The organism is Mesorhizobium sp. P2_E9, assembly GCF_056403815.1.
Map to the genome: position 1 here is coordinate 17,785 of NZ_JBFUET010000021.1, position 26,929 is coordinate 44,713.

General features: G+C 64.1%; 24 protein-coding genes. 21 read left to right on the plus strand and 3 right to left on the minus strand.

Annotated elements, in window-relative coordinates:
* On the plus strand, positions 1 to 1,395 hold the full coding sequence (locus AC1D05_RS30360; protein ID WP_477445876.1) for a VpsF family polysaccharide biosynthesis protein: 1,395 nt from the start codon (positions 1 to 3) through the stop codon (positions 1,393 to 1,395).
* A 9-nt stretch (positions 1,396 to 1,404) separates the two neighbouring features.
* Here AC1D05_RS30360 and AC1D05_RS30365 read toward each other — a convergent pair whose 3' ends face one another.
* A complete protein-coding gene (locus AC1D05_RS30365; protein ID WP_477445878.1) occupies positions 1,405 to 2,682 on the minus strand; it encodes a glycoside hydrolase family 5 protein in 1,278 nt (425 codons plus the stop codon).
* Complete coding sequence (locus AC1D05_RS30370; protein ID WP_477445880.1) at positions 2,679 to 3,848, minus strand: DUF1972 domain-containing protein; 1,170 nt, start codon at positions 3,846 to 3,848, stop codon at positions 2,679 to 2,681. Before AC1D05_RS30370 ends, AC1D05_RS30365 begins: the two co-directional genes overlap by 4 nt.
* 439 nt (positions 3,849 to 4,287) lie before the next feature.
* On the opposite strand from AC1D05_RS30370, the gene AC1D05_RS30375 reads away from it, so the two are divergent.
* The 5 genes from AC1D05_RS30375 (at position 4,288) to AC1D05_RS30395 (ending at position 9,652) form a co-directional block, all read left to right on the plus strand.
* Positions 4,288 to 5,457: a glycosyltransferase family 4 protein gene (locus AC1D05_RS30375; protein WP_477446181.1), complete on the plus strand. Its 1,170-nt coding sequence runs from the start codon at positions 4,288 to 4,290 to the stop codon at positions 5,455 to 5,457.
* Positions 5,454 to 6,755, plus strand: coding sequence for an MATE family efflux transporter (locus AC1D05_RS30380; RefSeq protein ID WP_477445882.1), 1,302 nt, complete (start codon positions 5,454 to 5,456; stop codon positions 6,753 to 6,755). The genes AC1D05_RS30375 and AC1D05_RS30380 overlap by 4 nt, the downstream gene beginning before the upstream one ends.
* Before the next feature lie 9 nt (positions 6,756 to 6,764).
* The gene (locus AC1D05_RS30385; RefSeq protein WP_477445884.1) at positions 6,765 to 7,991 is read left to right on the plus strand and encodes a GNAT family N-acetyltransferase; all 1,227 of its coding nucleotides are present in this window, start codon (positions 6,765 to 6,767) and stop codon (positions 7,989 to 7,991) included.
* Positions 7,992 to 8,020: 29 nt separating this feature from the next.
* On the plus strand, positions 8,021 to 9,241 hold the full coding sequence (locus AC1D05_RS30390) for a GNAT family N-acetyltransferase (RefSeq protein ID WP_477445886.1): 1,221 nt from the start codon (positions 8,021 to 8,023) through the stop codon (positions 9,239 to 9,241).
* 102 nt (positions 9,242 to 9,343) lie between these two features.
* On the plus strand, positions 9,344 to 9,652 hold the full coding sequence (locus AC1D05_RS30395; protein ID WP_477445888.1) for an EthD family reductase: 309 nt from the start codon (positions 9,344 to 9,346) through the stop codon (positions 9,650 to 9,652).
* Between the two features lie 175 nt (positions 9,653 to 9,827).
* Here the strand turns inward: AC1D05_RS30395 and AC1D05_RS30400 are convergent, their stop codons facing one another.
* Entirely contained in the window at positions 9,828 to 10,139 is a 312-nt protein-coding gene (locus AC1D05_RS30400; protein WP_477445890.1) for an EthD family reductase, read from the minus strand.
* 437 nt (positions 10,140 to 10,576) lie between these two features.
* Here AC1D05_RS30400 and AC1D05_RS30405 point away from each other — a divergent pair, with 437 nt between their 5' ends.
* From AC1D05_RS30405 to AC1D05_RS30475, 15 genes are all read left to right on the plus strand, one after another.
* A complete protein-coding gene (locus tag AC1D05_RS30405; protein ID WP_477445892.1) occupies positions 10,577 to 10,753 on the plus strand; it encodes a Flp family type IVb pilin in 177 nt (58 codons plus the stop codon).
* A gap of 120 nt (positions 10,754 to 10,873) precedes the next feature.
* Positions 10,874 to 11,098: a hypothetical protein gene (locus AC1D05_RS30410; protein ID WP_477446183.1), complete on the plus strand. Its 225-nt coding sequence runs from the start codon at positions 10,874 to 10,876 to the stop codon at positions 11,096 to 11,098.
* 47 nt (positions 11,099 to 11,145) lie between these two features.
* Positions 11,146 to 13,641, plus strand: coding sequence for a DNA ligase D (gene ligD, locus AC1D05_RS30415; RefSeq protein ID WP_477445894.1), 2,496 nt, complete (start codon positions 11,146 to 11,148; stop codon positions 13,639 to 13,641).
* A 586-nt stretch (positions 13,642 to 14,227) separates the two neighbouring features.
* Positions 14,228 to 15,136, plus strand: a complete 909-nt coding sequence (ku, locus tag AC1D05_RS30420; RefSeq protein WP_477445896.1) for a non-homologous end joining protein Ku — start codon at positions 14,228 to 14,230, stop codon at positions 15,134 to 15,136.
* Positions 15,133 to 16,245, plus strand: coding sequence for a tetratricopeptide repeat protein (locus tag AC1D05_RS30425; protein WP_477445898.1), 1,113 nt, complete (start codon positions 15,133 to 15,135; stop codon positions 16,243 to 16,245). Before ku ends, AC1D05_RS30425 begins: the two co-directional genes overlap by 4 nt.
* Before the next feature lie 54 nt (positions 16,246 to 16,299).
* Positions 16,300 to 16,944 carry an alpha/beta hydrolase family protein gene (locus AC1D05_RS30430; protein ID WP_477445900.1) on the plus strand — a complete coding sequence of 215 codons (645 nt, stop codon included), beginning with the start codon at positions 16,300 to 16,302 and terminating at the stop codon, positions 16,942 to 16,944.
* Between the two features lie 7 nt (positions 16,945 to 16,951).
* Positions 16,952 to 17,722, plus strand: coding sequence for an exodeoxyribonuclease III (locus tag AC1D05_RS30435; RefSeq protein WP_477445902.1), 771 nt, complete (start codon positions 16,952 to 16,954; stop codon positions 17,720 to 17,722).
* Between the two features lie 601 nt (positions 17,723 to 18,323).
* A complete protein-coding gene (locus tag AC1D05_RS30440; protein ID WP_477445904.1) occupies positions 18,324 to 18,668 on the plus strand; it encodes a hypothetical protein in 345 nt (114 codons plus the stop codon).
* A gap of 39 nt (positions 18,669 to 18,707) precedes the next feature.
* A complete protein-coding gene (locus AC1D05_RS30445; RefSeq protein ID WP_477446185.1) occupies positions 18,708 to 19,850 on the plus strand; it encodes a peroxidase family protein in 1,143 nt (380 codons plus the stop codon).
* Between the two features lie 185 nt (positions 19,851 to 20,035).
* Positions 20,036 to 21,229 carry a hypothetical protein gene (locus AC1D05_RS30450; RefSeq protein ID WP_477445906.1) on the plus strand — a complete coding sequence of 398 codons (1,194 nt, stop codon included), beginning with the start codon at positions 20,036 to 20,038 and terminating at the stop codon, positions 21,227 to 21,229.
* A gap of 444 nt (positions 21,230 to 21,673) precedes the next feature.
* Positions 21,674 to 23,266 carry a WD40 repeat domain-containing protein gene (locus AC1D05_RS30455; protein WP_477445908.1) on the plus strand — a complete coding sequence of 531 codons (1,593 nt, stop codon included), beginning with the start codon at positions 21,674 to 21,676 and terminating at the stop codon, positions 23,264 to 23,266.
* Between the two features lie 134 nt (positions 23,267 to 23,400).
* A complete protein-coding gene (locus AC1D05_RS30460; protein WP_477445910.1) occupies positions 23,401 to 23,859 on the plus strand; it encodes a mobile mystery protein A in 459 nt (152 codons plus the stop codon).
* Entirely contained in the window at positions 23,856 to 24,464 is a 609-nt protein-coding gene (locus AC1D05_RS30465) for a mobile mystery protein B (RefSeq protein ID WP_477445911.1), read from the plus strand. Before AC1D05_RS30460 ends, AC1D05_RS30465 begins: the two co-directional genes overlap by 4 nt.
* Positions 24,465 to 24,526: 62 nt before the next feature.
* A complete protein-coding gene (locus AC1D05_RS30470) occupies positions 24,527 to 25,078 on the plus strand; it encodes an isochorismatase family protein (protein ID WP_477445913.1) in 552 nt (183 codons plus the stop codon).
* A 345-nt stretch (positions 25,079 to 25,423) separates the two neighbouring features.
* The gene (locus AC1D05_RS30475) at positions 25,424 to 26,635 is read left to right on the plus strand and encodes an amidohydrolase family protein (protein WP_477445915.1); all 1,212 of its coding nucleotides are present in this window, start codon (positions 25,424 to 25,426) and stop codon (positions 26,633 to 26,635) included.
* The last annotated feature ends 294 nt before the right edge of the window (positions 26,636 to 26,929 follow it).

The following is a 26,929-nucleotide window of genomic DNA, read 5'->3' on the forward strand; positions in this document are numbered from 1 at the left end:
ATGGCCACCAGTTGGCCCGGCACCGGGTCCGCCACCCGGGGGGCCGCCAACCCGGCAGCCGGCTGGGCCGGTTCGGGTCAAGCCACTGGGCGCGCGGGCAGCTCCGTCGACTGGCTGACCAGCTTCGGCCTGGTCGCAACGGTGGCGTTGCTGTTCGCCATCTCCGGCGGCATGTTGTGGCTGGTCGGCTATAATTACGACGGCCTGACCGGCAATCCGGCGACCAAGATCCATCCTTCGACCTATCTGCTCGTGCTGGTGTTTGCCTGGCGCGCCTGCACTTTCGGCAATCCGATCGGCTACATGGTCGCCGTCGCCGACCGGCGGCCGGCCAGCACGCTGATGGCGGTCATCTCGATCGTGCTGCTGGTCGTCGTCATCGCCAGGCAGCGTCCCGGCATGGCCGGCATGATCGACACTTTCGTGGCGCCGGCGCTGCTGGTGATGATGCTGGGCGAGGACGACGAGAAGACATTCGCCCGGATGCAGACCGTCGTTCACGCCATCATGACCGCGAACGCATTGCTCGCTTTGTTCGAGTTCGCCACCAAGACGCTGATCTTTCCCTATCGCCTCGACGGTGAGGTGTTCATGGCCGACCTGCGCTCGACGGCACTTCAGGGCCATCCGCTGTCCAATGCCACGGTCACCTCGGTCTATGTGCTGGCGCTGCTCTCCGGTTCGAGATCGCTATCCATGCCGCTGCGGCTCGGCCTGATCGGCCTGCAATGCGCGGCTCTCGTTGCCTTCGGCGGCCGCTCGGCGATGGTGACGACGATCGTGCTCGGCGGTTGCTACCTGCTCATCCAGGGCCTGGGCAGCCTGCGCACGGGGCGCGTCAACCTGCTTGGCGCGGCACTCGGCCTCATCCTTGCCGCGCTGGTGCCGGTCGTCATCGCGCTCGCGGCGTCATACGGCTTCTTCGACGCGCTGCTGGAGCGCTTCGTGTCGGACTCAGGCAGCGCCAATGCCCGCGTCGAAATGTTCGAGCTCTTCAAACATTTCGAACTGCGTGACCTGATCGTGGGGCCCGATATCGATCTCATCGAAAGCCTGCGCCGCATCAACGGCCTCGAACAGGGCATCGAGAACCCGATCATCCGCCTGGTCCTCTACCAGGGCGCCTTCTTCACCTTGCTGTTGTTTGTCGGCTTCACCCTGTTCATGCACGAAGTGGCGCGCCGCTGCCATTCCGGCCTCTGGCTGACGATGCTGGGCTGGCTGATCCTGCTCAACACCTCCGAAAGCCTGGCCTCCAAGACCACGCTCATGACCAAATTCGTGGTGATCGCGCTGGTGCTGTACAGGCCGACGCGGGCTGTGGTGGGGCACAGGGTGCAAGCAGGGCGCGGACCTGGGGATGACCAGCGACAGAGCGCGCCCCTCCGCCGCTAGCGCCGACGCCTATTCCGGCATCTTCAACCCAAGCGCCTCGACCATCGCCGGGTCCAGCGCGCGGGTGGTGCCTTCCATCATGCCCATGCCGTCGAAGAGGTCCCAGAAGGCCCAGGGGAGGCCGAACGACTCCGCGCTCTGCCGGACATCTGATATGTAGCGGGCGCGGTCGGGGTTGGGGGCGGCGACATAGTGGGCGTCGGTGCGCAGCGCGCCGAATTCGCCCATGATGACACGTTCTGGCGCGATGCCGTGGGCGTCGGCCCAGTCGCGCGCCTGGCTGAGATATTTGTCGATGAACCAGCGGTCCGGCCGGGCGTCGAAATAGACTTTCAGCACGCGCTCGGTTTCGGCGTAGGCGGCCTTCTTGTCCGCCTCGGAGGTCTCGGTATCCCCGGCCATGCGCGCCCTGACGGAGGCCAGTGTCTGTTCGAGCGAGCCGGCGGAGGCCGGCCAGGGCACATTGTTCAGGGAACGGTAGACGGGTTCGCGCATCCAGGGCGCGCCTTGATGGCTGAACAGATAGGGCTCGTAGAAGTGGAAGGTGAACAGGATCGGTTCGAAGGCCGCCAGCGGCGCCGGATCGAGTGCCGCCAGTCCGCTCACCATCGAGCCGCAGCCGCCGGTGACGACCAGCGGCAAGGTCTGGGATGACGCCCTGGCCGCCGTCAGCAGGGCTGCCTGGACGTTTGACCAAACGTTGGAGTCGCAGGACTGAGGCGGTTCGTTGACCGGCTCCAACGCGACCATGCCCGGCGTGAACCGCTCCAGCCTGCCGGCAAGCTCGCCGACGAGTGCGCGATAGGCTGCGAATTCGGGTGCGGCGGTGCTCGAGACCATGCGGTCGGGGTTCCAGTAATGCGTGGCGCCGTTGGCCTGGACGTTGACGATGATACCGAGACCGGCGTCGAGCGTCGCGGTGACAGCGGCGTCCACCATGTCCAGCAACTTGCCGCGGGTGGCGGCGTCGGCCGCCAGAAACGGGCCGGGATCGACGGGCAGGCGGATGAAATCGAGCCCTGTCGCACGCAGCCGAGCAAGGTCGTCTGGGGTTGGCACCGGCCGCTGCGACTGGAAGGGCGGCCAGTCATAGTCGGTGCGGGGTGCCGGAACCTCGCGCGTCAGCGCAAACCAGGGCCAGGCGTTGACACCGCGGCGGAACCGCCATTCGCCGCTGGCGGCAAGGGCGGGCGGTGCGGAGGAACGCGGCGCCAGCACTGCGGCAGCGGGCACCAGGGCCGTCGACAGCGCGGTGCTGAGAACCCGCCGTCGCGACCAGCCCGTCATACGGCGCCGGGCGAGGGGCGGTCGATCGCGGCCGTTCTTGGGGCGCTCACGCCGAGAAGCCGGTAGGCTTCGTTTTCATAGGCAAGCAGGACGTCGTCCCAGCGGAAGGCTTCGCGGGCACGCGTCCTGGCGGCTTCGCCGCAGGCCTTGACCAGCGCGTCATCCTCCATCGCCTGCTGCATCCGCTCGGCGCAGCTCTGCGTGTCGGTGAAGTGGATGGCGGCAGCTCCAGCGACCCACCTGTTGTAGGGATTGTCGTGGGCGATCACCATGTTGCCGGCGGCCAGCGCCTCGACCAGCGACGGGTTGGTGCCGCCGACCGTGTGGCCATGCATATAGGCGCGCGCGTGATAGCGCAGCGCCTTGACCGCCGCCTGGTCGTAGATGGCGCCCGGCAGGACCACTGAGCTGTTTGCCGCCTTGCGGACGGCGACGTGATAGGGAATCTGGTCGGACAGCGTGCCCAGCACCACCAGCTTCATGTCACGCTTTCGGCTGCAGAAGGCTTCGACGATCGGCAGGATGTTGTTATCGGGCTCGATGCGCGCGATCGAGATCAGGTATTTTCCGGGCTCGAGGCCCAGCGCGCGCACTGGCGCCTCGGGTGCCGAAGTCACCGGGTCGGCGCCGTAGGCGATGGTGGTGATGGCGCTGCGCGGCCGGCGCGTCGCCAGGTGATTGGCGATAACAGGATGGTCGGCGACCAGGCGATGCGAGGCCCAGGCGCCGATCCACTCATTGAGCCAGAACCATGTGCGCGCCGCGCGCCCCCATTTGGGCCGGCGCCATTCGATGCCGTCCATATTGGTGATGATCTTGCGCCGCATCAGCCTGAGCCAGGTCAGGAAGACCGCGCCATTGTAGCCGAGCACGAGGCAGACGCCGGGCCGGCGGGCGGCGTCGAGCACGCATTGCCAGTCGAATTCCAACGTCGCGCGCGGGCCTTTCGAGGCGACCTGGATGTGGATGAGGTCGATGCCGTTCCAGGTGTCGGTGCGCACCCTCTGGTCGACCCGCTCGACCTCTTCCTGACAGTAGACGCCGACCTTCCAGCCGCGCCCGACCAGGAAAAGCGCCAGCTTCTCGGCGAAGGTTTCAAAGCCGCCATGGGCGGCAGGAATGCCGCGCGTTCCCAGGATCAGGATGGCAGGCTGTTCCGATTTCATGACTGCTGGCACTTTCAGGTCCGCCCGATCCGCGATGCGAGGCTGTCTCATCTCAAAACCGCGGCCTTGCAAGATGCCTGCCAGGCCCGTTTCCAGCCATCATCGCACCCGGGTTGTAAAATATTTCTTCCAAACGCCCGAGTTGTTTCATTATCGGTCAACCTTCCCGACGTAAGTGTATTGAAACGAGGCAATGCCACGGCTTGTTGGCCGGCGAATGGATATATTAGCACGGCATAATGCTTGCGTAAGGACTTCTGTGCGCCAGAATCGGCGGAGGGCGCGCAGTATTGGTGTGGTGATCCGGGTTCAACATCCGTTTCAGGGCCACACTGACAACGAGGAAAGTCCAAAGGGGTGTTGGCTTGAAGTTTCCGGCCGCCGATAGCGTCAGGCGGCGGACTCGTCTCACCACCCTGACAGAAAGATGCATGTGAAGATGCGGATTGCTTGCATCCATCAGGGTTACGAACTCTACGGTTCCGACCGCAGCTTCGCGGAGAGCGTCGCCGCGTTGCGCGCCGCGTTTCCGTCGGCCGACATCGAGGTGGTTTTGCCGCGCAGCGGACCGATCGTCGAAATCCTGGAGCCTCATGCCAGCCGCATCGTCTTCGAGCCGCTTTGGGTGCTCAGGCGCCCGGCGATGCTGAGGCTGGCGACCGTCGAGATGGCGCGGCTGCCGGTGGCGCTGTGGCGGGCCTGGCGGCGCCTGCGCGATTGTGACCTCGTCTACGTCAACACCTCGATCGTCGCCGACTATGCGCTGGCCTCGCGCCTGCTGCCCAGCAAGGCATTGCTGCACATCCATGAAATTCCCGAAGGCGTGCTGCGCCGGATCCTTGTCGGGCTGATGCACTGGAGCCATGCCGACCTCATCTTCAATTCGAAAGCGACGCGCGCCACCTTCGGCGAGCCCAGATCCGCACGCTCCTACGTCGTCTATAATGGCGTTGCCGGTCCGGCGGCGGCGCAAGCGATGACCTATGACGGCAAGCGCCCGCTGCGGGTGCTGCTGCTTGGCCGCATCAACCGGATCAAGGGCCAGGAAGTGCTTTTGCAGGCGATTGCCTTGCTGCCGGCGGAGCTCAAGTCGCGGATCGAGGTGCGGCTGGTCGGCGGCGCCTTTGAAAGCGTCGAACGTGAGCGTGCGCTCGCCGAACTGGTCGAAACCATGGGGCTCACCGGACAGGTCAGCGCCTTGCCCTTCATCCCGGACCCTTCGGAGCACTATCGCTGGGCCGACATCGTCACCGTGCCGTCGCGACGTCCGGAATCGCTCGGCCGTGTCGCCATCGAGGCAATGGCCTATGGCCGTCCGCCACTGGTGTCGGCGATCGGCGGGTTGGTCGAAGTGGTCGCAGACGGCGAGACCGGCTGGCACGTTCCGCCGGGCGATGCGGCGGCGTTGGCCGCGAAATTGCAGCAGATCATCCTCGCCCCCGAGTCCTGGCGCGGTTTTGTCGCCGCCGGGCGCAAGCGCTACGAGACGATGTTCAGCGAGCCGGTCGCGGCGGCGGCGATCGCCGCGATCGCGACTGAGAAGCTGAAGGCGGCCATCGCAAGGCCGGGCAGGGCGGCAAGCACGCGCCAGGCGGAGACACGGTCGTGAAGTTCCCAATCCATCTGGTGCGGCGCCTCGTGCTGATGATCGGCGGCGAGGCGATGCAGAGCGGCTTCCACTTTGCCCTCAACATCATGCTGCTGCACATGCTGTCGGCGCAAGGCTACGGCCTGTTCGCCATAGGCATGGTGATGGGCGGCGTCGGCCTGTCCTACATCAGGTCGCTGACCGCCGTCCCCGCCTCGATATGGATGAGCAAGAGCACCAACACCGCCGGGGTCGATGCGTATGACGTGGCCTTCGGAACGGCGGCTCTGATGGTGGCGCTGCTGATGGCGGTCGGCACGGCTGTCCTGATGCATCTCCTGGGCGACCCGAGCGGCATTGCCGCCGGCTGCTTCGTCGGCGCATGGTCACTGCGCAGCCATATGCGCACGGCCTTCTTCGCGCGCCGCCAGCAGGTGGTCGTCTCCATCAGCGATGCCGCTTTCACCATTGCCGGCACCGTGCTCGCCGGGCTGGCAATCTGGTTCGCCGGGGACGCGTTGCAGGCGGTGTTCTATGCGCTTGCCGCGGCGAATGTGTTCGGCATCTTCGTCCTGGTCCGGCTGGCGCGCCGTACAATTCGCATCTCTTTCCGCATGCCGACGCGGCGGCGCTATGCCAGGCTGTGGCGTCAGCTGTGCTGGTCGGCCTTCAGCGCGACCACCACCAACATCCAGGGGCAATGCCTGGCGCTGCTGGTCGCCGGCATTGCCGGGCCCGCGGCTTACGCGCCGCTGGCGGCGGTGATCGTGCTGTTCGCCCCGCTGCGCATCATCAGCCTTGCCTTCGTCAACATGACGCAGCCGGAACTCGCCAAGCTGATGCGGCTGGGCGAAACGCGCCGCGTCTGGTCGCAGGCGAAGATCTGGTCGGTGGTCATGGGGCTGGGCGGCCTGGCCTATGGATGCGCCATTCTGTTCGTCTTGCCGATGATCAAATCCCAGGCTCTCCAGGATGCCTCGGTCGGGTTCATCGGGCTTTTCGTGACAGCGAATTTTATCCCGATCATGCTCTACATCATGCCCCGCATCGTCCTTGAGATATTCGGTGACTTCCGCATCGTTGCCTTCACCACGATGGGCGGCGCGATCGTCGGGCTGGCGCTGATCGCGGTCGTGCTTTCAGTCGCGTCTCCGCCGTGGGCGCTGCTGGGCTCGGCGGTCTCCGAGGTCTTCGTGCTCGCGGCATCATGGTATTTCGCGCATCACCGCATGTGGAACATCGAGCATCCGGACCAGCAGCGCCACAGCCGCCTGGGCTCCTGGCGGCGGGCCATCACATTCGCCCCGGCGAAACGATAGGAGGGCGATGTGACGGGCCAGGCAGTGGAAATAGTTGCGGCGGCCGGCTTGGCCGAAGGGCAGGTCTCGCACCCAGTCACCGTCGCAGCGAACGACGCCTACACGGCGCGATTGCACACCAGTCTCGAAATGGTGCGGCCGCTCTGGCTGCGCCTGCAGGCGGATGGTCTATGCACCGCCCATCAGCATTACGCCTGGACCGAGGGCATCGTCGCGCAGCTGATGCCGCAAGGTGCCGAACCGCTCATCGTCGAGGTGAACGACGCCGCAACGGGCGAACCCAGGATGCTGGTGCCGCTGATGCGCCGGCCGGCGTTGGGCCATCGGGTGATCGAATGGCTGAGCTGTGGCGTCAGTGACTATTCGGCACCGCTGCTGGCCGATGCGAGGCCGTGGACCACACAATCCGCACAGGCCGCATGGGCCGCGGTGCGCTCCGTGCTGCCGCCGGCGGACCGGTTCCACATTACGGGGATTCCACAACAGATCAGCGGCGTCGCCAATCCGCTTGCCTTGCTCGCAGAGACGCGCGATTCCCTCCAGACCACTTTCGGCCTCGCCATCGACGGCGATCCGGACACGGTCCTCAAGCGCTTGTGCAAGCCCTCCTTCGTCAAGGAATTCGGCAAGGACTGGCGCCGGCTCGAACGGCTCGGCGAAGTGGAACTGGTCGAGGCCGGCACGCCGGCCGAGGTAGAGCGTATCTTCGGCGAACTGGTCCGGATGCGGCTCAGCCGCTTTCGCGAGCTTGGCCGCTTCGACCTGCTGACGCAGGAGAAAGTCGTCGATTTCTACCGCAACGCCGCTGTTCGCGGCTTGTCGGACGGAGCGGTGCGGCTGTTCGGGCTGCGCGTGGCCGAGGCTCTGATCGCGGTCCAATATCTTTTGGTTCATCAAGACACTGTTCATGCTCTCCTGATAGCAATCGACCAGAGCGCGGTGCCCAATGTGTCACCAGGACTTGCAATCATGGGCAGGTTGATGAGTTGGGCGCGCAAGCAAGGCTTTGGTTATTTCGACCTATCGGTCGGCAACCAGAGCTACAAGGCAAATATGGGCGCTACGGGTTCGGTCCTGGTCGAACTCTGCCACGGGTTCACGATGCGGGGCAATGCCGCGAGCACTGCCATCAAGTTCCGCGACTGGACCGAGGTTTTCGTGCGCTCAAAGCCACGGCTGCTGAAAGCGGCTCAGGGAACGATGCGGGGCTTGCGGCGCTTGCGTGGAGGGCGCTGAGGGCGGGCCAGAACGAACAGGAGAAGCGTTTGGCAAGCCAGGCAATGCGACAGGCTGCGGCGACCGAGGGTGCCGTCAGGCTTTCGCCGATCACCGTCGGCTTCGGCATGGCCGTGCGCTATACGGCGCGGCTGCACACCAGCTTCGATACCGTAAAGCCCCTTTGGTTGCGCCTTGAGGAGACCGGCCTGTGCACCGGCCACCAGGGCTTTGCCTGGGTGGAAGGGATCGCCAAACGGCTGATGCCAAAAAGCGCGGAGTTGCTCGTCGTCGAGGTCAATGACGCCGCCACGGGGGCGCCGGTCATGCTGCTGCCGCTGATGCGCCGCCGCGCTCGGGGCCATTACGTGATCGAATGGCTGAGCGGCGGCGTGTGCGACTACGCTGCGCCACTGCTGGCCGATGCGAGACCCTGGACCAGGCAGAGCGCCGACGACGCCTGGGCGGCGGTGTGCGCCGTGCTGCCGCCGACGGACCGCTTCCACATTGCGGGAATCCCGCAACAGATCCACGGCGTCGACAATCCGCTGGCGCTGCTTTCGGCGGCACGCGACTCCATCCAGATCGCCTCGGGCCTGGCCCTGGATGGCAATCCGGAGACGCTGATCAAGCGCATCTGCAAATCGTCCTTCGCCAAGAATTTCCACAAGCACTGCCGCCGCTTCGAACAGATGGGCAAGCTCGATCTGATCGAGGCCGAGACGCCTGAATTGGTGGAGGAGCAGTTCGCCAAGCTTCTGGAGCTCAGGCTCAACCGCTTCCGCGAGCTCGGGCGCTTCGACCTCCTGACGCAGGCGCCGGTCGTCGAGTTCTACCGCAACGCCGCCCTGCAAGGCCTGTCCGACGGCTCGGTGCGGCTGTTCGGGCTGCGTGCCGGTGAAGCCTGTCTCGCCGTCATCTACGTGCTGGTCATGAAGGGCACCTTGCACGCGCTTCTGCTCGGGATCGACCAGGACGCGGTTCCCAACGTCTCGCCGGGCCTGACGACGATCGGCAAGCTGATGATCTGGGCGCGCGAGCAGGGGCTCGGTTATTTCGACCTGTCGGTCGGCAGCCAGGGCTACAAGCAGCATATCGGCGCTTCGAGCGCGGTGCTGGCCGAGGTGTGCGAGGCGGTGACGCTCAAGGGCAGGGGTTCGACCGCCTATATCAAGCTGCGCGGCAAGACCGAGCTTTTCGTGCGCTCCAAACCCGGGCTGTACAAGGCAGTGCAGGGTGTGATGCGGCGGTTGCGGCGATTGAAGAACTGAGGCTGCCGTCCAGGCTCCTTTGCCTTAGCAGGGAAGGGCGGATTGACAAGCTCCCGGCAAAGTCATCACGCTCCTGCAGCGCAATGATTTCGGGAGGCAATGATGGCAAGCTTGGTGGTCATGTACGGCACGCCTGCGGATCCGGCGGCGTTCGATGCCTATTATCGTGAAAAGCATATCCCGCTGGCCAAGACCATTCCGGGATTGCGGCGCTACGAAATCAACCGCGGCCCTGTCATGACGCCGGCGGGACCAGCGAAGGTCCATCTGATCGCCACCTTGCAGTTCGACGACCTGGCCGCCATCCAGAATGCATTCGCCAGTGCCGAAGGTCAGGCGACTGCCGCCGATCTCCAGGTTTTCGCGACGGGTGGCGCCGATATGCTGATCTTCGACAGCGAGGATGTGTGAGACGAGGGCCACTCGGCGATGGCCTTCTCGCCGAGGTATTTCAGCCGCGGCTTGATGGCGCCAGCGCTCCCGTCCGCGCACTGACACGCAAACGGCCTTTCGACGTGACCATCAAACCCGCCGCCGCAAGACAGCGGGTTTTTCTGCCCCTGAGGCCTGCCCGCGAATTAACGATTCACATCGCCTCGGAATCGAAAAGCAGCATCGTTACACGGTCGTCAGGCGCGTATTTGCGACGGTCGACGGCGCAGGCCTTGCCGATCTCGGTGGCAAAGGCCGCACGCATGGCGTCCAGGCTGTCGAAATAGAGGGTCGCCACGATGTAGGGCGTCTCGCCTTGCAACATGTTCACGATCGGTTGTTTGCTGACATCGTAGCGCCGCAGCCCCGGAAGCTGTTTTGCGAGCGGCAGATGGATGTCGAAATAGTGCCGCTCGAAGGCCGCCGGATCGGCGGGGGTTTTGTAGATGACAAGCATCTTGGCCATGATGGTGCTCCCTGTCGTTTGACGTGATCGCGCCTCGCCGGCGCCGCACCAATGTCGTTCGCCGGGAGCGGATTTCGACAGGGGGGTCGCGAACCCAGTAAAATGGCCCCGGCGCATGAAGATATTTCGCGCCTGACAATGGCAAAACCGGTGGCGCATTTGGCACTTGATCCATGTCAAAGCGGATCGGTGTCGATGCGCCTATCTGGTCTCCTGTCTTGGGAAGGACACAAGGCGGGCGGGCGGTTCCAGACCGGCAAGCTGAAAACAGCTTCGGCCTGGACCGCCTGCAGCCAAGCCGTGTCCGCTGGGCGGATGCTTCATGTTTTGATTCAGCTCCGCGCGCAAGCACCTTCAAAAGTCTGGCAAAATCTGACCGAACCGCAACTCGCAGTGTCTATAGAGTTGTGCGAGGGATCAGAAACCAGAGGCTTGAAATGCAAGCAATCGTTTCCCGTTTCATGCGGGATGAAACCGGCGCGACCGCCATCGAATATGGCCTGATCGCCGCCCTCATCGCGCTTGCCATCATCACCGGCGCCGGCGCGCTCGGCAATGCGGTCAACACCAAGTTCAAGACGATCGGCAACACGGTCAACAGCAGCGGGTCGTAGCGCCAGGCACAATGGTCGCCCGCCAAATTGACAGGACAGCGCGTCTCCGTCATCCTTGAGACCAGTCGCCAGGCCGTGGAAGCGGCCATGTTGCGTGTCAGGGCGACCGAGGGCAGCGTCATGTTCAGTCCCGTCACAGGCCAGAATGCCAAGCGCGCCGCGGTGCGCAAGGCGCTCGACAGCCACAAGGTCTACATTACCGCGCAAAGCTTTTCGGACGGCGCCTACCAGGCACGCGTGCTGGTCGACGGCGAGGCCTACTGGGTGGATGAGTTCCGGCTGAGCCAGCTGCAGCAGGGTCTGTCGCCGGCCGAGCTCGAGCTGACGCCGGCTGCCGACGATTGAGAGCGTGACGGGTTTGCTTCCTGCTGCCGTGCGCTTCGGTCCTTGACATGGCAGCGCCGCCAAAACTCAAAACCTATCGCGCCAAGCGCGAATTCACCAAAACGCCGGAGCCGGCGGGCGGGCTCATCTCCGCCGACGGCAACCGCTTCGTCGTCCACAAGCACCACGCCACCGCGGATCACTACGATCTGCGCCTGCAGGTTGGCGACGTGCTGAAGAGCTGGGCGGTGCCACGCGGGCCTTCGCTCAATCCGGCCGACAAGAGGCTGGCGGTCGAGACCGAGGACCATCCGCTCGAATATATCGACTTCGAGGGCGTCATTCCCGAGGGCGAGTATGGCGGCGGGCCGATGATCGTCTGGGACACCGGCACCTGGGCGCCGATGGACGATGCCGAGAAGAGCCTGCGCACCGGCGCCTTCAAGTTTCGCCTCGCCGGCGAAAAACTCAATGGCGGCTGGATGCTGACCCGCCTGAAGCCGAAGCCCGGCGAGGATGCGGAGAAAAAGAACTGGCTGCTGTTCAAGGAGCGCGATCTCGCCGCCGACACGGCGCTGAACATTCTGGAAGCGCGGCCGGAAAGCGTGAAATCCGGCCTGCGCATCGAGGAGCTGGTGGCGCCGCCGAAGCCGGCCGCGAAGTCCGCGCCAAAGCCGGGGACCTTGAAACCCGGCACGCTGCCGGGCGCGGTGAAGGCGCCGGCGCTGAGCCGCATCGAGCCGCAGCTGGCGACGCAGGTGCCAAAACCGCCGGGTGGCGAAGGCCCTGCCGAAAACACCAACGAGCTCTGGCTGCACGAGATCAAATTCGACGGCTACCGCACCATGGCGCATCTGTCCGACGGCCAGGTGCGGCTGATCACCCGAGGCGGCATCGACTGGACGAAGCGCTATGGCGACCTGCCGCATGCGTTTGCAAAACTGCCGTGCCGCGAGGCGATCATCGACGGCGAGATCGTCGTGCTCGACGGTCGGGGTATCAGCCGCTTCGCATTGCTGCAGGACGCGCTGGCCGAGGGCGCCGGCAGCAAGCTGCATTTTTATGCCTTCGACTTGCTGCATCTCGATGGCTGGGACCTGATGAAGGTGCCGCTCATCCGGCGCAAGGCGCTGCTGGCCGAGTTGCTTGGCGGCCTCGGCGCCAATTCCGCCATCCAGTTCTCCGACCATGTCGAAGGCTCGGGGCAGGGGCTTTACGACCAGGCGACGGAGCTCGGGCTCGAAGGCGTCGTCTCCAAGCGTGCGACCGCGATCTACCAGAGCGGCCGCACCAAGAGCTGGACCAAGTGCAAGGCGCTGCAGAAGGACGATTTCGTCATCGCCGGCTACACGATCTCGCAAGCGGCGGAAGGGCTGGCCGCGCTTGGCATGGCCGAGTGGGAGGACGGCGAGCTGCATTATCGTGGCAAGGTCGGTACCGGCTTCGACGCCGAGACATCAGCCGACCTGCTCGCCCGGCTGGAGCCGCTGACATCGGGCGCGACCCCACCCGAAGGCGTGCCGCGCGAAATCATGCGCGAGATGCATTGGGTGAAGCCGCTGTTTTCGGCGCGCATCCATTATGCCAACCGCACGGCGGACAATGCGTTGCGCCATGGCGTGTTTCGCGGTCTCAGGGATGTCGGCCTGTCGACGCCGGTCTCGGCCAAGCGCAAGCGGCTGATCTCGGAGGCGGATCTCGCCACCATCTGGGTGACCAATCCGGAGCGGCGGCTGTTCGGCAAGACCGGTCCAACCAAGCTCGACATTGCCGTCTACTACGCGCTGGTCGGCGACTTCATGCTGCCGCACATTCTTGGCCGCCCGGTGTCGCTGGTGCGCTGCCCGACCGGCCTGCCAAAAGACTGTTTCTTCCAGCGCCACGCCTTCACCGGCATGCCGCCCTCGGTGGTGACCTTCGAGACGATGAATTCCGAGGGCGAGACCAAGTCGTTCCTGTCGGTCGAAGGCGCCAAGGGTTTTCTGGCGCTGGCGCAGTTCGGCGTCGTCGAGTTCCACACCTGGGGCACGCACCGCTTGAGCCTCGACAAGCCCGACCAGATCGTCTTCGACCTCGACCCGGGCGAGGGGATTTCCTGGCGCGAAGTGGTGGAAGCCGCCGTCCACATCAAGGGCGAGCTCGAGGGGCTGGGGCTGGTACCCTTCGCCAAGACCTCCGGCGGCAACGGCATCCACATCACCGTGCCGGTGACGAAGAAGCAGAACTGGAAGAAGCTGCACCAGGCGACCAGCGCCATCTCCACCCATCTGGCCGCCACCGCGCCAGACACCTTCACCACCACCATGGGCAAGGACAACCGCAAGAAGCGCATCTTCATCGACTATCACCGCAATGCGCGGGGCCACACCTCGGCGGCGCCCTATTCGCTGCGCGCCCGTACCAATCTGCCGGCCTCGACGCCGGTGAGCTGGGGTGATCTGGAGACGATCGATGCGCCGCAGGATCTGAACTATTCGTCACTGCCGGGGCTGCTGGAGACGTCGGGGGATCCGTGGGCGGAGATTGAGGAGTTTGCCAGGGATTTGCCTACCTTGAAGACCTAGGGTTCCTCGCCCCCAACTCGCGTCTACGCTATGCACACATCTTCTGTGATTGGCGTGACTGATCAGCCTGAGGCTTGATTGCCACGTGGTTCCCCCAATCCGTCGCTGCTTCGCAGCGCCACCTTTCCCCCCTCCGGAGGGAAAGGAAGCGAGCGTTGCTGGACGAGCGTTGACGGCAAAAAGCTTGGCGTCTTTCCTCTACCCCGTCGATCGGGGGGTCCGAAGGACGGGCGAGACCCGTGGCTCGCCCCGGCAGGTGGCGAGCGAAGCTCGACGGAGTGGGGGTCGACCAGCGCAGCATAGGACAATACATGCGCCAAGCTGCCATGCACGCTATCGCCAAAGACCAGCTGCTTGGAAATGTGTGCATGCCGTAGCGCCTTCGCGGGGGCGAGGAACCCATGTCCATCGACGCTTCATACAATTTGAATTATCCTCCACCCACGACCCTCAGGCGCCCTAAAACATTTCGTCAGGGATTTGCCGGTATTGTGCCGGGTCGGTGTAGGATTTGCGCGGCCTTGATCGTCCTTCGGACGAAAAGCGCTGCAGTCAATGTCAGTGCATGGCCGCGTAGGAGTGTATCATGGCGCCCAGGGCAAGTTGGAAGGGTTATCTCAAGCTCAGCCTCGTCAGCTGTCCGGTGCGGCTATACCCCGCAACGACCACCAGCGAGCGCATCTCGTTCAATCAGCTGCACAAGAAGACCCACAACCGCATCAACATGAAGCCGGTCGATCCGGAACTCGGGCTCGTCGAGCGCTCGGACCTGGTCAAGGGTTACGAGTACGAGGACAAGCAGTACATCATCATCGATGATGCCGACCTCGACGCGGTGCGCATCGAATCCAACCACACGATGAACATCGAGGCCTTCGTCGACGAAGGCGAGGTCGATGTCATCTATCAGGACGCGCCCTATTACATGGCGCCGGATGGGGCGATGGCCGAAGAGACCTTCGCCGTGCTGCGCGAAGCCATGCGCAAATCCGGCAAGCTGGCGATCGCCCGGCTGGTGCTATCCAGCCGCGAGCGCATCGTGACGATCGGCGCGCGCGAGAATGGCATGTTCGTGTGCACGTTGAGGAACCCGAACGAAGTGCGCGGCACGGCTGAATATTTCGGCAACATTCCGGCCGGCAAGCCGGACCAGGAAATGCTTGAACTGGCCGAAGCGCTGATCAAGCAGAAGGAAACCACCTTCGACCCGAAGGACTACGAGGACCGCTACGAGATCGCGCTGATGGCGATGATCCGCGAGAAGCTGAAAGGCCACAAGCCGATCATCGCGGCAGCGCCGGAGCGCGGCAATGTCATCAACCTCATGGATGCGCTGAAGGCCAGCCTGTCGCAGTCGAAGCCGCCGGCCAAGTCGAAGAGCAAGGCCGACGAGGTGGAGGCAAAACCCGCCGCCAAGAAGGCGGCAGCGGGCGGTGCCGCTGAAAATCCGCTGAAGGCCAGTCTGTTGAAGGCGGTCGGCAAGAGCAAGAAATGACGGCACCGGCGGGCGCCGTCTTTGGCACCATCGGCGCGCTGGCGGCGTTTCCGCTTAGGTTGGCGGCTCGCGAGGTCGAGCGCCAGCATGGCCAGCTCCGACGCGGCATCACTCGGCGCACCACGCATGTCGTGTTCGGCCGGGTGCTGCTTGCCAAGGCTGGATTGTCGAAACCCGGTGATGCCGGGATCGAGCGCCGCATCGCCGCCGAGCGCGCCGCCGGGCGCATGCTGCTCAGCGAGAACGGTTTCCTGCGTCTGCTCGGGCTGATGAAGACACCGGAGGCGTCCTCGCTGTCGCGGCAATCGCTGATCGAGCAATCGCGGCTGTCTGGCGCCGACCTTGACCTGCTTTCACTGTTCGATGCCTTCGAACATGATGCAGAACCCTATTCCTTCCGCGACCTGATCCTGGCGCGCAAATATGCCGGGCTGGTGGCCGGCGGTGCGACCTGGGGGGCGATCGCGCGCTCCGTACACCGCTCCGGCCCGGTCGCCTCGCTCACCGCCAAATCGCTCAATGTCGGCTCGCAGCACGGCCGCCCTGACGCGATCTATCTCGAAGGCGGCCAGAGCGAACTCGACGGGCAGTTGCTGTTCGATCTGGGTAGCGCGGCACAAGGCGACGACACGCTGGAAGAGTTGTTCGCCGAGGCCGAAGCGGCGGAGGAGGGCGGCGACCATGAAGGTGCTGCCGCGCTCTACCAGCGCTGCCTCGCCATCGACCCGAGCGACGCCATCGCCGCCTTCAACCGCGCCAACTGCCTGCGCGCCGGCGGCCACGCGGCGGACGCCGCGCATGACTATGCCAGGGCGATAAAACTCGACCCGGCCTTCGTCGAAGCCTGGTTCAACCTCGCCGGCCTGATGAGCGAGCAAGGCCGCGACGCCTCGGCGCGAAGGCATTTGCAGAAAGCGATCGCGCTCGACAAGACTTATGCCGATCCGGTGTTCAACCTCGCCAGGCTGGAATTCGATGCCGGGAATTTACCGGAGGCGCGGCGGCTGTGGGTGCGATATCTGGAGCTCGACGCAGAGTCGGAATGGGCCGGTGTGGCGGCCAGGGGCGTGCGGTTCGTGGATATGCAGCTGGCACGGACGGCGGGGTGAGGGATTGATGCCGGTGCTTGTGAAGGAACGCGACCTCTCGGAAAAGGTTGCCCCATGACCACCTTCCTCTTCGACGGCGACGACACCGCCCCCGTCACCATCCTGCTCGCGCATGGCGCCGGCGCGTCGATGGATTCACCCTCGATGACCGCCACCGCGAAGGCTTTTGCCGCCGCCGGCTTCCAGGTCGCGCGCTTCGAATTCCACTATATGGCCGCCCGCCGCTACGGCCAGCGCAAGCCGCCGCCGCGCGCCGAGACGGTGAACCCGGAATATGTGAAGGCGATCGCCGATCTGAGGGCCAGGGGCGTGAGCGGCAAGCTGATCATCGGCGGCAAGTCGATGGGCGGCCGTGTCGCGTCGATGGTCGCGGACGAGATGTTCGCCAAGGGCGAGATCGCTGGGCTGGTCTGCCTCGGCTATCCCTTCCATCCGCCGGGAAAGCCGGAGCAGTTGCGGACCAAGCATCTCGCCGGGCTGAAGACGCCGACGCTGATCTTCCAGGGCACGCGCGACGAGTTCGGCACGAAAGACGAGGTGGCCGGTTATGGGCTCTCCGACAGCATCGAGGTGGTGTGGCTGGAGGATGGCGACCACGACCTCAAGCCGCGCAAGAGCATTTCAGGATTTTCGACGGCCGATCATCTGAAGATGCTGGCGGAGACGGTGAAGGGTTGGGCAGGCAGGCTCGCCTCCTGATCCACCAATGAAAATCGCCACCTTCAACATCAACAACATCAACAGCCGGCTGGAAAACCTGCTGGCGTGGCTGGCCGTGGCCAAACCCGATGTCGTCTGCTTGCAGGAATTGAAGGCGCGCGACATGCAGTTTCCGCGCACTGCGCTCGCCGATGCCGGCTATGGCGCGGTGTGGAAGGGCGAGCCGACCTGGAACGGCGTCGCCATACTCGCGCGAGGGTCCGAACCCGTCCTGACCCGCGATGCGCTGCCGGGCGACGATGCCGACAAGCAAAGCCGCTATATCGAGGCGGCGGTGAACGGCATCGTCATCGCTTGCCTCTATGCGCCGAACGGCAACCCGCGGCCGGGGCCGAAATTCCAGTACAAGCTCGCCTGGCATGCGCGGCTGGAGGCGCATGCCGAACAACTCCTCGACACCGGCCTGCCGGTCGTGCTGGCCGGCGACTACAACATCGTGCCCGAGCCGCGCGACATCTATGCCACCCGCTCTTATGACGACAACGCGCTGGTGCAGCCGGAAAGCCGGGCTGCCTTCGCCGCCCTCATCGAGCAGGGCTGGCTTGACGCTCTGCGCAGGGTCTATCCGACGGAGACGCTCTATACGTTCTGGGATTATCGTCGCAACCGCTGGCCGCGCGATGCGGGTTTAAGGCTCGACCACATATTGCTGTCGAAGACACTCGCCCGCCGGCTGAAAGGGGCTGATATCGACCGTGACGTGCGCGGTGAGGACGGCGCCAGCGACCACGCGCCGGTTTGGGTGGAGTTGAGGTGAGGGGATGGAACACCTGTCTGTCTCGGCATCCAATCGAAGAAAATCAACCGGTAGAACGGGTTTGAATAAAAGGCTGTCTGTCGGTTTTTTGATCGTCCGAAGCAGGTTTTGAGAACCTTACCGGAGAGGGCGTCTAGTCCAATGCCCAGCAGCAACTCTGTGAAAATTCAATGATTCCCTAGAGTTGTAAAATGCAATAGATTTGTTGGCATCAATTATCAGGTTTATTGATCAGTATCTTGACTGGCGTCATATTTTATTGTGATATTAGCATAGACTGAAAAGCATAGGCCGATCCCAGAGTTAAAATGCGGAACGATTGGCCATTCCGTTGATCTTGATCATGAAATGGTGCCGAGGGCCGCTGCATATGCGTGGCTCTGCACTTATGCGCGCGTATTTCCTATCAGCGAAATGATTTGCGGAGGCAGCCATGGAATCCAGTGCAGCCAAAAGTTCGTTCAGCCCACATGGTGGCGGCATCAGAGGCGCCGATGTCTCGCGCCGGTCATCCTTGTTCGAAGGCCGCTTCGGCCGGATGTTCAGGGAGCTCGCTCCAGCGGTTCATTCCCAGAGCGCGCTTCTGGCGCTGGGGAACGCGATGACGGCCGAGCCCGAGAAAACCGCGGACAACCGGCCTATGGCCGCGGCGGAGACAGACAAGCATATTCAGGATGACGAGGAAAATACCGGCATCGCGGCTGGATATACCTATCTCGGCCAGTTCATCGACCACGACATCACTTTCGACCCTGCATCCTTGCTGATGCAGATGAATGATCCGGACAGCCTGGTGGATTTCAGGACGCCGCGCCTCGACCTGGACAGCGTCTACGGCCGTGGGCCGGCAGACCAGCCCTATTTGTATATCGACGGCAAGTTTCGGCTGGGAAAACAGCTGCTCGAGTTGAGCAAGCCTTCACCGTCGCGGGATCTCCCGCGCTAGCGCGATCCGGAAAATCCCGGTTCTGCGGCGCGCGCACTCATCGGGGACAAACGCAACGACGAGAACGTCATCGTCTCCCAGTTGCACGGCATATTCATGCGGTTGCACAACCGGCTGATGGACGAGCCAAAATTGAAAGGAGCCACCTTCGATGAAGTCCAGCGCATGGTGCGTTGGCACTATCAATATGTGGTTCTCAACGACTTCCTGCCGCGTATCTGCGGTGCTGGGTTGATCGACGAAATACTCCCCCACCGCCGGTCAGTTGCCAGCGCTGCCGAAAAGAAGCCCAAGCTTCAGTTCTTCCACTGGCGCAACGCGCCTTATATGCCCTTGGAATTTTCGGTCGCCGGCTACCGGTTTGGCCATTCGATGGTGAGGCCGATCTATCGGCTGAACACCGAGTTGAATGGGGGCGACAATCCGTTGTCGGCAACGCCTGACGAGAAGGCTCGCGGACTTGCCGGCCGCTTCTTCATATTCGCCGGCGTCGCCAACAGAGGCCTGAACGGCTTCGACGAATTTCCAACCCAATGGGCCATAGACTGGAGCTTGTTCTTCGACATCGACGGGTCAGGCAAAAAGGGCGGCAAGCATCGGGCTCAGCCGGCGTATAAGATCGACACGTCGCTGGTGAATCCGCTTGGGTTCCTTCCGGAGTTTTCAAAGACGGTGCCGGCTTCACCACCGCTCACACTCGAGCAACTGCAAGCCAAGCCGAACGATCCGAAGAACGACCCGGCCAACCTCGCGGCGCGGAATCTGCTTCGCGGCCTCGCCTTGCGCATGCCAAGCGGCCAGAACGTAGCGCGGGCGATGGGTGTGCCAGTTATTCCCGATGCCGATCTGAAGATAGGAAAAGCCGTCCTCGACGAGATGAAAGATGCCAAGGGCATAGTCGATATCGATGGGGAATTCGCCGGCAATGCGCCGCTTTGGTACTACGTGCTGGCGGAAGCGCAGCATGACTGGTTCAAGCGCGCTTCGAAAAAGGGCAGCAAGGGCGACGAGGAGCCGGTCCATCTGGGCCCGGTGGGAGGTCGTATCGTTGCGGAAACGCTGATTGGCCTGGCCTATGGAGACGGTCACTCGTATCTGATCCAGGATCCGAACTGGGAACCGCCTGTCGGAGGCAGGTCCCTGACGGTGGGCCATCTGATAAAATATGCGCTTGGTGGCTGACCCGGTCCGGTCGGACATGTGATGAGGCTGGCGATGGCCTTGATGGCCATGTCGCCAATCGCCAGCGCCCATCTGTGCATCGGCGGTATCGCAAGCTAGGCTGCGACAAAGCAATCGCGCAGCCAGATTATCCATGAACGCCGTTTCCAATAGCGACCGTCGATCACGATCGAAGCTCATCTGCCATGCATGATTTCGGCCTTGTCGAAATCCTGCTCGCGGCCGCTGCCATCATTGCGGTCGCGCTTTGCGTCGTCTGGCTGTTGCGCAAGGCGCGTCTCCGGCGCCGTGCCCGGCGACGTGCGGATCCGGCCAACGACTATGCCGTGCGCGGCGACTGGGAGCGCAGCACGGGCACCGTCAACTACTCGTCCTTCGTCTATTTCGATGTCGATCGCGACGGGACATACGGCGTGGGCGACCGGCCGATGGCCGGCATCATGGTGCGGCTGTTCGACGGGCAGGGCGGCTTCGTCGCTTCAACCCGTACAAACAATGGCGGCTTTGCCAACTTCGCCATGTCGACGTCTTTGGCCAATGCCATGATCCGCTCGCCGGGCGCCTACCGGTTTGCGGTTTCGGTGCCGCCGGGCTGGCGCTCGCCAAGCGCCAACGAGACGCAATCGAAGGATTTTCGGCTGGCGCCCGGCTCGCCCGCCGGGCTGGTGTCGCAGAACCTGCCCCAGCCGGTCGGGCTGGCGCCGGCGCGCAGCCTAACCGGCAGGATGGCGGCGGGCGGCAGCGTGACCCTGTCGGTGATGGCAAACGGGCAGGTGCTGGAGAGCCTGGTGCTGGCGCCGGGCTCTCCCTTCCGGCTCGACCTCGCCGGCAGGGCCGACACGGTGGCGATCGTCGGCGGCGGTCTTGACCGGCAGCTTGCGCTTTCGCCCTATCCAACCAATTTCGGGCTGCTGTCGCCGCAAACACTGCCGAGTGGAGCAGCGCTGCGGACGATCGGCTTCGACGACGTCACCGGGCGCGGCTTTCGGAAGATTCCGTGCGGCCATGCCGGGCTGCAATGGCGCAACATCAACGCCATGGCGCAGGATCACACCAAGGGCAGCGAAGGCTATGTCAACGGCAATGTTTCGGGCGACCACGTCGCCTATACCAGCAGCGGCTACCCGGCCGAGTTCAGCCGCGAGACCCCGTTTGGTTTCCACTCGGTGCTTTTGAGCGCCGCCTGGCTGAAGTCGGAAGGGGAGGTGGCGCGGATCGAGTGTTGGCTGGGCGAGCAACTGGTCGCCAGCGACGAACTGGCGCTGTCGGCGCTGACGCCGCTGCACTACGCCCCAATGCTCAAGGCAGTGACCCGTGTCCGTCTGTCGACGAAACACTATTGGCAAATGGTGCTGGACGACCTGATGCTGACGGTCTGACTTATTGCGGTATCGGATTTGAGGTTACGACCGGGCCGTTGGTTGCGGCGGTGATCGATTTCAAATTGCCCTTCTTGATCAAAGCAGGCCGTTCATAAATCTTCTTCATGATGCAGTCTCTCCACTATATCCCGTCGCGAATGTGACACATCCCGATGTTCTGTCAATGTTGCGTTGGGGACAGTCCAGACTATCTCGACCAGACCATCGGAGAATCTGGCGCGGGGATGCCGATTGCTTCGGCCCGATCGGGCATAAATCGACGCTCCAAAGCGCATCCCGCCAAAGCGCGGCCCGACATGCTTAAGCCGTTGTTTCCATGCATATCCCCGGCCCAGCCTGGGATATATCAGGTGATATACATGAAGGCAGGAAGCGAGGGCTGCGCTTTGCGGTATACAGCGGCGCTGATAATCTTCGCCAAATCCGCGGGCGGAGAGCGCAATGAACAGATTGGCTGACAGGGTGCTGGCGCTCGCCTTGGCTGGGGTCGCCATCGGGTGCCTGGCGCGGATTTATCCGCTCGTCGTTACTGGTGCCGTTGGCTGGCAAGACTTTTTCGCACTGCCCTCGGATGCGTCCTCCTGGCGGTTGAGCGGGCTCGCTCTGGCGGCACTTGCCTGCCTGACCGGCGCCTTGTTGTTCTGGGCCGGCCTGTTGCCGGGGCGGCCGGCGCATGCTGCCGGGATGCCGCTGTTTGGCCGCGCGGCGGACGTGCAGGAGACCGGCAGGCCCGGACTGCGCAAGGTCTTTCTTGCCTTGCCGTTGATTGTGCTTGCGGGTCTGGCCGCCGACCGGTTCGGCCCCTCGCATGGGGGCGGCGGCGAGATTGCGAGCCAGCCCAAGGCGGCCGAGCCGAAGCCTGGTGAAACCAAGCCCGATGAACCCAAACCCGCTGAGCCGAAGGGCCAGGATGTCGCCAGCGCGCCGCCGGCGCCAGAACCGGCACCTGCGCCAGCCCCGCCCGTGGCGCCACCCGCTCCGCCACCGATAGCCGCCAACCCGCCGCCGGCACCCGCAGCGCCGCCCGTGGCCGTGCCTGCGCCAACGCCCGTCGCGCCGCCGGAGGTCGCGGTCATTCCGCCGCCCACGGTGGCGCCGTTGCCGCCACCGCTGCCGGCGGCTCCAACGCAGCCCGACGGCCATCGCGACGCGGTGGTCTGGCTTTCGGTGGCGCCCGACGGGCGCTCGATCCTCAGCGCCAGCACCGATCATGTGATCAAGCTGTGGGACATTGGCGGCAAGCACCTGATCCGCAATCTCGGCGTCCACAAGGACATGGCGCGCACGGCGCTCTATATGCCCGACGGCGTCAGCGCGCTGACGGCCGGCGACGATGGCGAGATCGTGCTGCGCAAATTGGCCGATGGTGCCGTGCTGCATGTCTTCCAGCCCGGCCAGAATGGCGGCGTCAGGCAATTGGCGATCAGCCCGGACGGCAAGCGCGCCGTCAGCGGGCACGACACCGGCAATGTCATCGTCTGGGACCTCGTCGACAATTCCGTGCTGCATGTGCTGACCGGGCATGACTGGTCGATCAGCGCGGTCGCCGTCTCGCCTGATGGCGAGCAGGCGCTGAGCGGCAGCATCGACGGCACGTTGAAACTCTGGGACATCGAAAGCGGCAAGCAGTTGCGCAGCTGGCACGGCCACGAGCAGGGCACCTATGGCGCCGTGTTCACCGCCGACGGGCACCATGTGATCACCGGCAGCGGCGACCTGACGATCAAGGTCTGGGATCTCGACAGCGGCCGCGAGGTGAAGCGTTTCGAAGGCCACGAAGGCACGGTCTACACGCTGGCGCTATCCGCCGACGGCAAGCGCCTGCTGTCGGGCTCGCTCGACGGCACGGCACGGCTTTGGGACATGGAAACCGGCAACCAGATCGCCCTATTCGACAGCCAGACCGGCCCGATCTACGCCGTGGCCTTCGCCCCCGACGGCACGGTGCTGACCGGCGGCTACGACCGCACCATCAGGGATTGGCCGGCGACCGGTGGCGATGGCGTGGTGCTGTTTGCCGGCGCGCCGGGGTGAGGGCTGGAGAGGCCGAGAGCAAGACAAGCCATGTTTGGCTCGCGCCTTGGTAAACATATAAGTTGACGTTATGTGTGATTTGGTATATATATATATTTACAATTTATGAGAATCGGTCAATATATGAGTTTACAATGAGCGTTAGGCAGGCGGTCCGTCAGCAATACCAGGCTGTGGTGAATCTCGCCCGAGGCGGCAACATCCAGGTTCCAGCGGAAGGCTGGATAAGGACCGTGCGGAAGGCGCTCGGCATGTCCGGCGCCCAGCTTGCGGGGCGGATGGGCGTAACCCGCGCCCGCATTGCCCAGGTGGAACAGGCCGAACTGGAAGGCGGCGTCACACTGAAGTCGATGCAGGCCACGGCCGAAGCGATGGGGTGCCGGTTCGTCTATGCGTTCGTGCCGCCCGACACCATCGAGACTCTCATTATCGCACAGGCACGGAAAAAGGCGCAGGCGATTGTCGCGACCGCGGGTAAACATATGGCGCTGGAAGACCAGACCGTGACCGACAGCCGGACCCGGCAAGAAGTGACCCGGCTGACGAACGAACTGATGTATGAAATGCCGTCCGATTTCTGGCAGGACAAGTGATTGCACCCGACTATCCCGAGGGCGCGACGCCGCTTGATCCCAATGAACTCGGCGGACTGAAGTACAGGCACATCACGACCCAGGCCGAGCTCGATGAACTGGAGCAGGCCAACATCACGTCCGGCCTGTTGTGGCTCTCCCGGACACGAAGGAAGGACATCCTCACCGACGGTTTCGCCATCGAACTTCACCGGCGGCTGTTCGGCGAGGTGTGGAACTGGGCTGGAACCTTCAGAACCACCGGCAAGAACATCGGCGTCGATCCCATGCAAATCGGGGTGCAGTTGCGCGCAGCGCTGGATGATGCACTCTACTGGATGGATCGGGGCACATATGCGCCTGTGGAAGCAGCCGTGCGGCTTCACCACAGGGTCGTGTTCATCCATCCGTTTGCGAATGGCAATGGGCGCCATGCTCGTGTCCTGGCGGACGCCATGCTTGAGAAGCTGTACGGTGTCGATCCGATCGATTGGACCGCCGGGGCGGATCTGCTGGAAATGAATGAAAGGCGAGCGGCTTATATCTCGGCATTGAAGGCAGCCGACCGGCACGACATCGGTCCGTTGCTGGCTTTTGTCGGACTGGCAGGGCAGCTGCAGTTGTGACCGGCGCGGTCATCACGCCACCCCAACCTTGATCGGCTGGCCGACCATGCTATGTAAAAATCATGTCAGCCCCCAGCCTCACTGCCAAAGCGCCACTCATCGTCATCGATCTTCAGACCGGCATGTTCGACGGCGTGCATGAGCCGCCGATCCATGATGCGCCTGCCATTGCCGAGCGCGCCCGCGCGGTGATCGACTGGGCAAGGCGCGGTGGGCGCAAGGTCGCTTTCGTCAGGCATGACGGACCCGAGGGTGACCCGCTGGCGCCGGGTGAGCCGGGCTGGCCGGTGTGGCCAGCCCTTGGCCAGGGCGACGATGAGCCGACCTTCGCCAAATCCGTGCGCGATGCTTTCAGCAATCCTGCCTTTGGCGACTGGGTTGCCGGGCAGGGCGCGGGTGCCGTGTTGATCCTCGGGGCGCAGAGCGATTTTTGCGTGGCGGCAACCGTCAAGGGCGCGATCGCCAGAGGGCTCGGCGTGACCGTGGTTTCGGATGCCCACAGCACGCTGGACAGCGCCAGCGAGAGCGCCGAGCAGATCATCGCCCGGCACAATGGCGAATTCACCGCGGCCGGCGCGACCGTGGTGACCACGAAGGCGCTGGTCGGCGGCTGACGTTGCAGAAGAATGACGCTGCGGGCGGATCGTCGCTTCGCGCGGCGGCTGCGTCGTCTGGGACGCTTGCCGTGGTCGACGCGGACGGGGGGGCGCATTGTTGGGATGGCTGGGCGCCCGCGTCAACCAGGGCGGCTCGTACCGCCGCAGCAACACCATGACACGTCGCCGGGCGTTCGAAACTTCCGTGATAGCGGAATAGGCAGGAGCAGCAGCGCGGATTCGCGGTTTGCTTCGCCGAAGCCTTCGCTGGGATATTTGCCGAGAAACAGTTTCTCTTGCCTGCCGCATTGACCCGCGGCGGGCGGGCGGCGAGGAGTGGCGCTTTCAGCAGGGATGATGCCCATGAGCGAGCAGACGATTTTCCGCAACGCGAAACTGGCCGATGGCTCGCTGGCGGATCTTTCCGTCACCGGCGGCCGCTTCAGCGCCATCGCGCCGGCCGGCAAGGCGCCGCCGGCTGATTCCGCCGGCCCTGCCATCATCGATCTCGGCGGCCAGCTTGTCGTGCCGGCCTTCGTCGAGGGGCATATCCATCTCGATACGTCGTTCTATGGCGACGCCTGGCGGCCGCATATTCCCTGCAGCAACGGCTTCGACGTGCGCGAGCGCGTGGCCTTCCAGGCGCAGAACCTTGCCGCCGCCGCGCCGATGGCCGAGCGGGCGAAAAACCAGCTCGACCTCTGCGTCGGCAATGGCAGCCTGGCCATGCGCAGCCATGTCATGGTCGACGGCTCGGTCGGGCTCAGCCATGTCGAAACGATTCTTGCCGTGCGCGAAAAATACCGCGACCTCATCGACATCCAGCTCGTCGCCTTCCCGCAAAGCGGTATTCTTTCGTCCCCCGGCACGGCGGAGTTTTTGGACGAGGCCTTAAAACTCGGCTGCGAGCTGATCGGCGGGCTCGACCCGGCCAGCTTCGACCGCGATGTGAAGGGCCATCTCGACGTGGTGTTCGCCCTGGCGCAAAAGCATGGCGCCGGCGTCGACATCCACCTGCATGATGGCGGCACCCTCGGCCTGTTCCAGGTCGAGGAGATCGCCGCGCGGACAAAGGCGCTCGGCATGCAGGGCCATGTCGCCGTCAGCCACGCCTATGGGCTTGGCGACATTCCGGCCGATGCGCTTAACAAGGCTGGCGCGATGCTGGCGGCGGCCGGCGTGGCGATCATGACCAACGCGCCCGGCAACGATGCCTTCCCGCCGGTGGCGGCTCTGCGGCAGGCAGGCGTCACCGTGTTCAGCGGCTCCGACAACATCCGCGATTCCTGGTGGCCCTATGGCGATGGCGACATGCTGAACCGGGCCAGCATGATCGGCTACCGCTCCGGCTTCTATGAGGACCACGAGCTGGCCGCCGCCTTCGATGTGGTGACCCACGCCGGCGCCAAGGCGTTGGCGCTGGAGGGCTACGGCATCGTGGTTGGCGCCAGCGCCGATTTCGTCGTCATGCGGGCGCTGCACGTGCCCGAAGCGGTGGTGGCCGTGCCGAAAGACCGGATGGTCTATCGCCGGGGCAAGGCGGTGGCGAACAGTGGGGCAATGCTGGCGCGTTGACGCCATGGGTTGACGTCGGAAGGGGCCTGGCGGGCAGGTGCAAAGGGAGACACGCCAGGCCCCGCCGGCTTCTGGCGGGAGCCGGTGCCTTTTACATTAGTAATATCTAATGTAATTGCAAGATGAAGGCGAGGCATCCCTTGGGGATAGACGCTGCCGGATTTCAAAACCCGGCCGCGCCCGCCACCATCAGCACCAGAACCACCGCTGCCACGCTCCAGACAGCCGCCACTGCCAAGGTTTGCCCGTTCGGACGGAACCTTCGGCGGGGATTTGGCAATTGCATCCTCGGCA

Bases quoted from the DNA above. Each gene is read 5' to 3' on its own strand.
- AC1D05_RS30400 (WP_477445890.1), bottom strand. From the start codon at position 10,139: ATGGCCAAGATGCTTGTCATCTACAAAACCCCCGCCGATCCGGCGGCC.
- AC1D05_RS30405 (WP_477445892.1), top strand. From the start codon at position 10,577: ATGCAAGCAATCGTTTCCCGTTTCATGCGGGATGAAACCGGCGCGACC.
- AC1D05_RS30460 (WP_477445910.1), top strand. From the start codon at position 23,401: ATGAGCGTTAGGCAGGCGGTCCGTCAGCAATACCAGGCTGTGGTGAAT.
- ligD (WP_477445894.1), top strand. From the start codon at position 11,146: ATGGCAGCGCCGCCAAAACTCAAAACCTATCGCGCCAAGCGCGAATTC.
- AC1D05_RS30470 (WP_477445913.1), top strand. From the start codon at position 24,527: ATGTCAGCCCCCAGCCTCACTGCCAAAGCGCCACTCATCGTCATCGAT.
- AC1D05_RS30450 (WP_477445906.1), top strand. From the start codon at position 20,036: ATGCATGATTTCGGCCTTGTCGAAATCCTGCTCGCGGCCGCTGCCATC.
- AC1D05_RS30395 (WP_477445888.1), top strand. From the start codon at position 9,344: ATGGCAAGCTTGGTGGTCATGTACGGCACGCCTGCGGATCCGGCGGCG.
- AC1D05_RS30455 (WP_477445908.1), top strand. From the start codon at position 21,674: ATGAACAGATTGGCTGACAGGGTGCTGGCGCTCGCCTTGGCTGGGGTC.
- AC1D05_RS30365 (WP_477445878.1), bottom strand. From the start codon at position 2,682: ATGACGGGCTGGTCGCGACGGCGGGTTCTCAGCACCGCGCTGTCGACG.
- AC1D05_RS30440 (WP_477445904.1), top strand. From the start codon at position 18,324: ATGACGGCCGAGCCCGAGAAAACCGCGGACAACCGGCCTATGGCCGCG.
- AC1D05_RS30360 (WP_477445876.1), top strand. From the start codon at position 1: ATGGCCACCAGTTGGCCCGGCACCGGGTCCGCCACCCGGGGGGCCGCC.
- AC1D05_RS30410 (WP_477446183.1), top strand. From the start codon at position 10,874: ATGTTCAGTCCCGTCACAGGCCAGAATGCCAAGCGCGCCGCGGTGCGC.
- AC1D05_RS30430 (WP_477445900.1), top strand. From the start codon at position 16,300: ATGACCACCTTCCTCTTCGACGGCGACGACACCGCCCCCGTCACCATC.
- ku (WP_477445896.1), top strand. From the start codon at position 14,228: ATGGCGCCCAGGGCAAGTTGGAAGGGTTATCTCAAGCTCAGCCTCGTC.
- AC1D05_RS30375 (WP_477446181.1), top strand. From the start codon at position 4,288: ATGCGGATTGCTTGCATCCATCAGGGTTACGAACTCTACGGTTCCGAC.
- AC1D05_RS30425 (WP_477445898.1), top strand. From the start codon at position 15,133: ATGACGGCACCGGCGGGCGCCGTCTTTGGCACCATCGGCGCGCTGGCG.
- AC1D05_RS30435 (WP_477445902.1), top strand. From the start codon at position 16,952: ATGAAAATCGCCACCTTCAACATCAACAACATCAACAGCCGGCTGGAA.
- AC1D05_RS30370 (WP_477445880.1), bottom strand. From the start codon at position 3,848: ATGAAATCGGAACAGCCTGCCATCCTGATCCTGGGAACGCGCGGCATT.
- AC1D05_RS30475 (WP_477445915.1), top strand. From the start codon at position 25,424: ATGAGCGAGCAGACGATTTTCCGCAACGCGAAACTGGCCGATGGCTCG.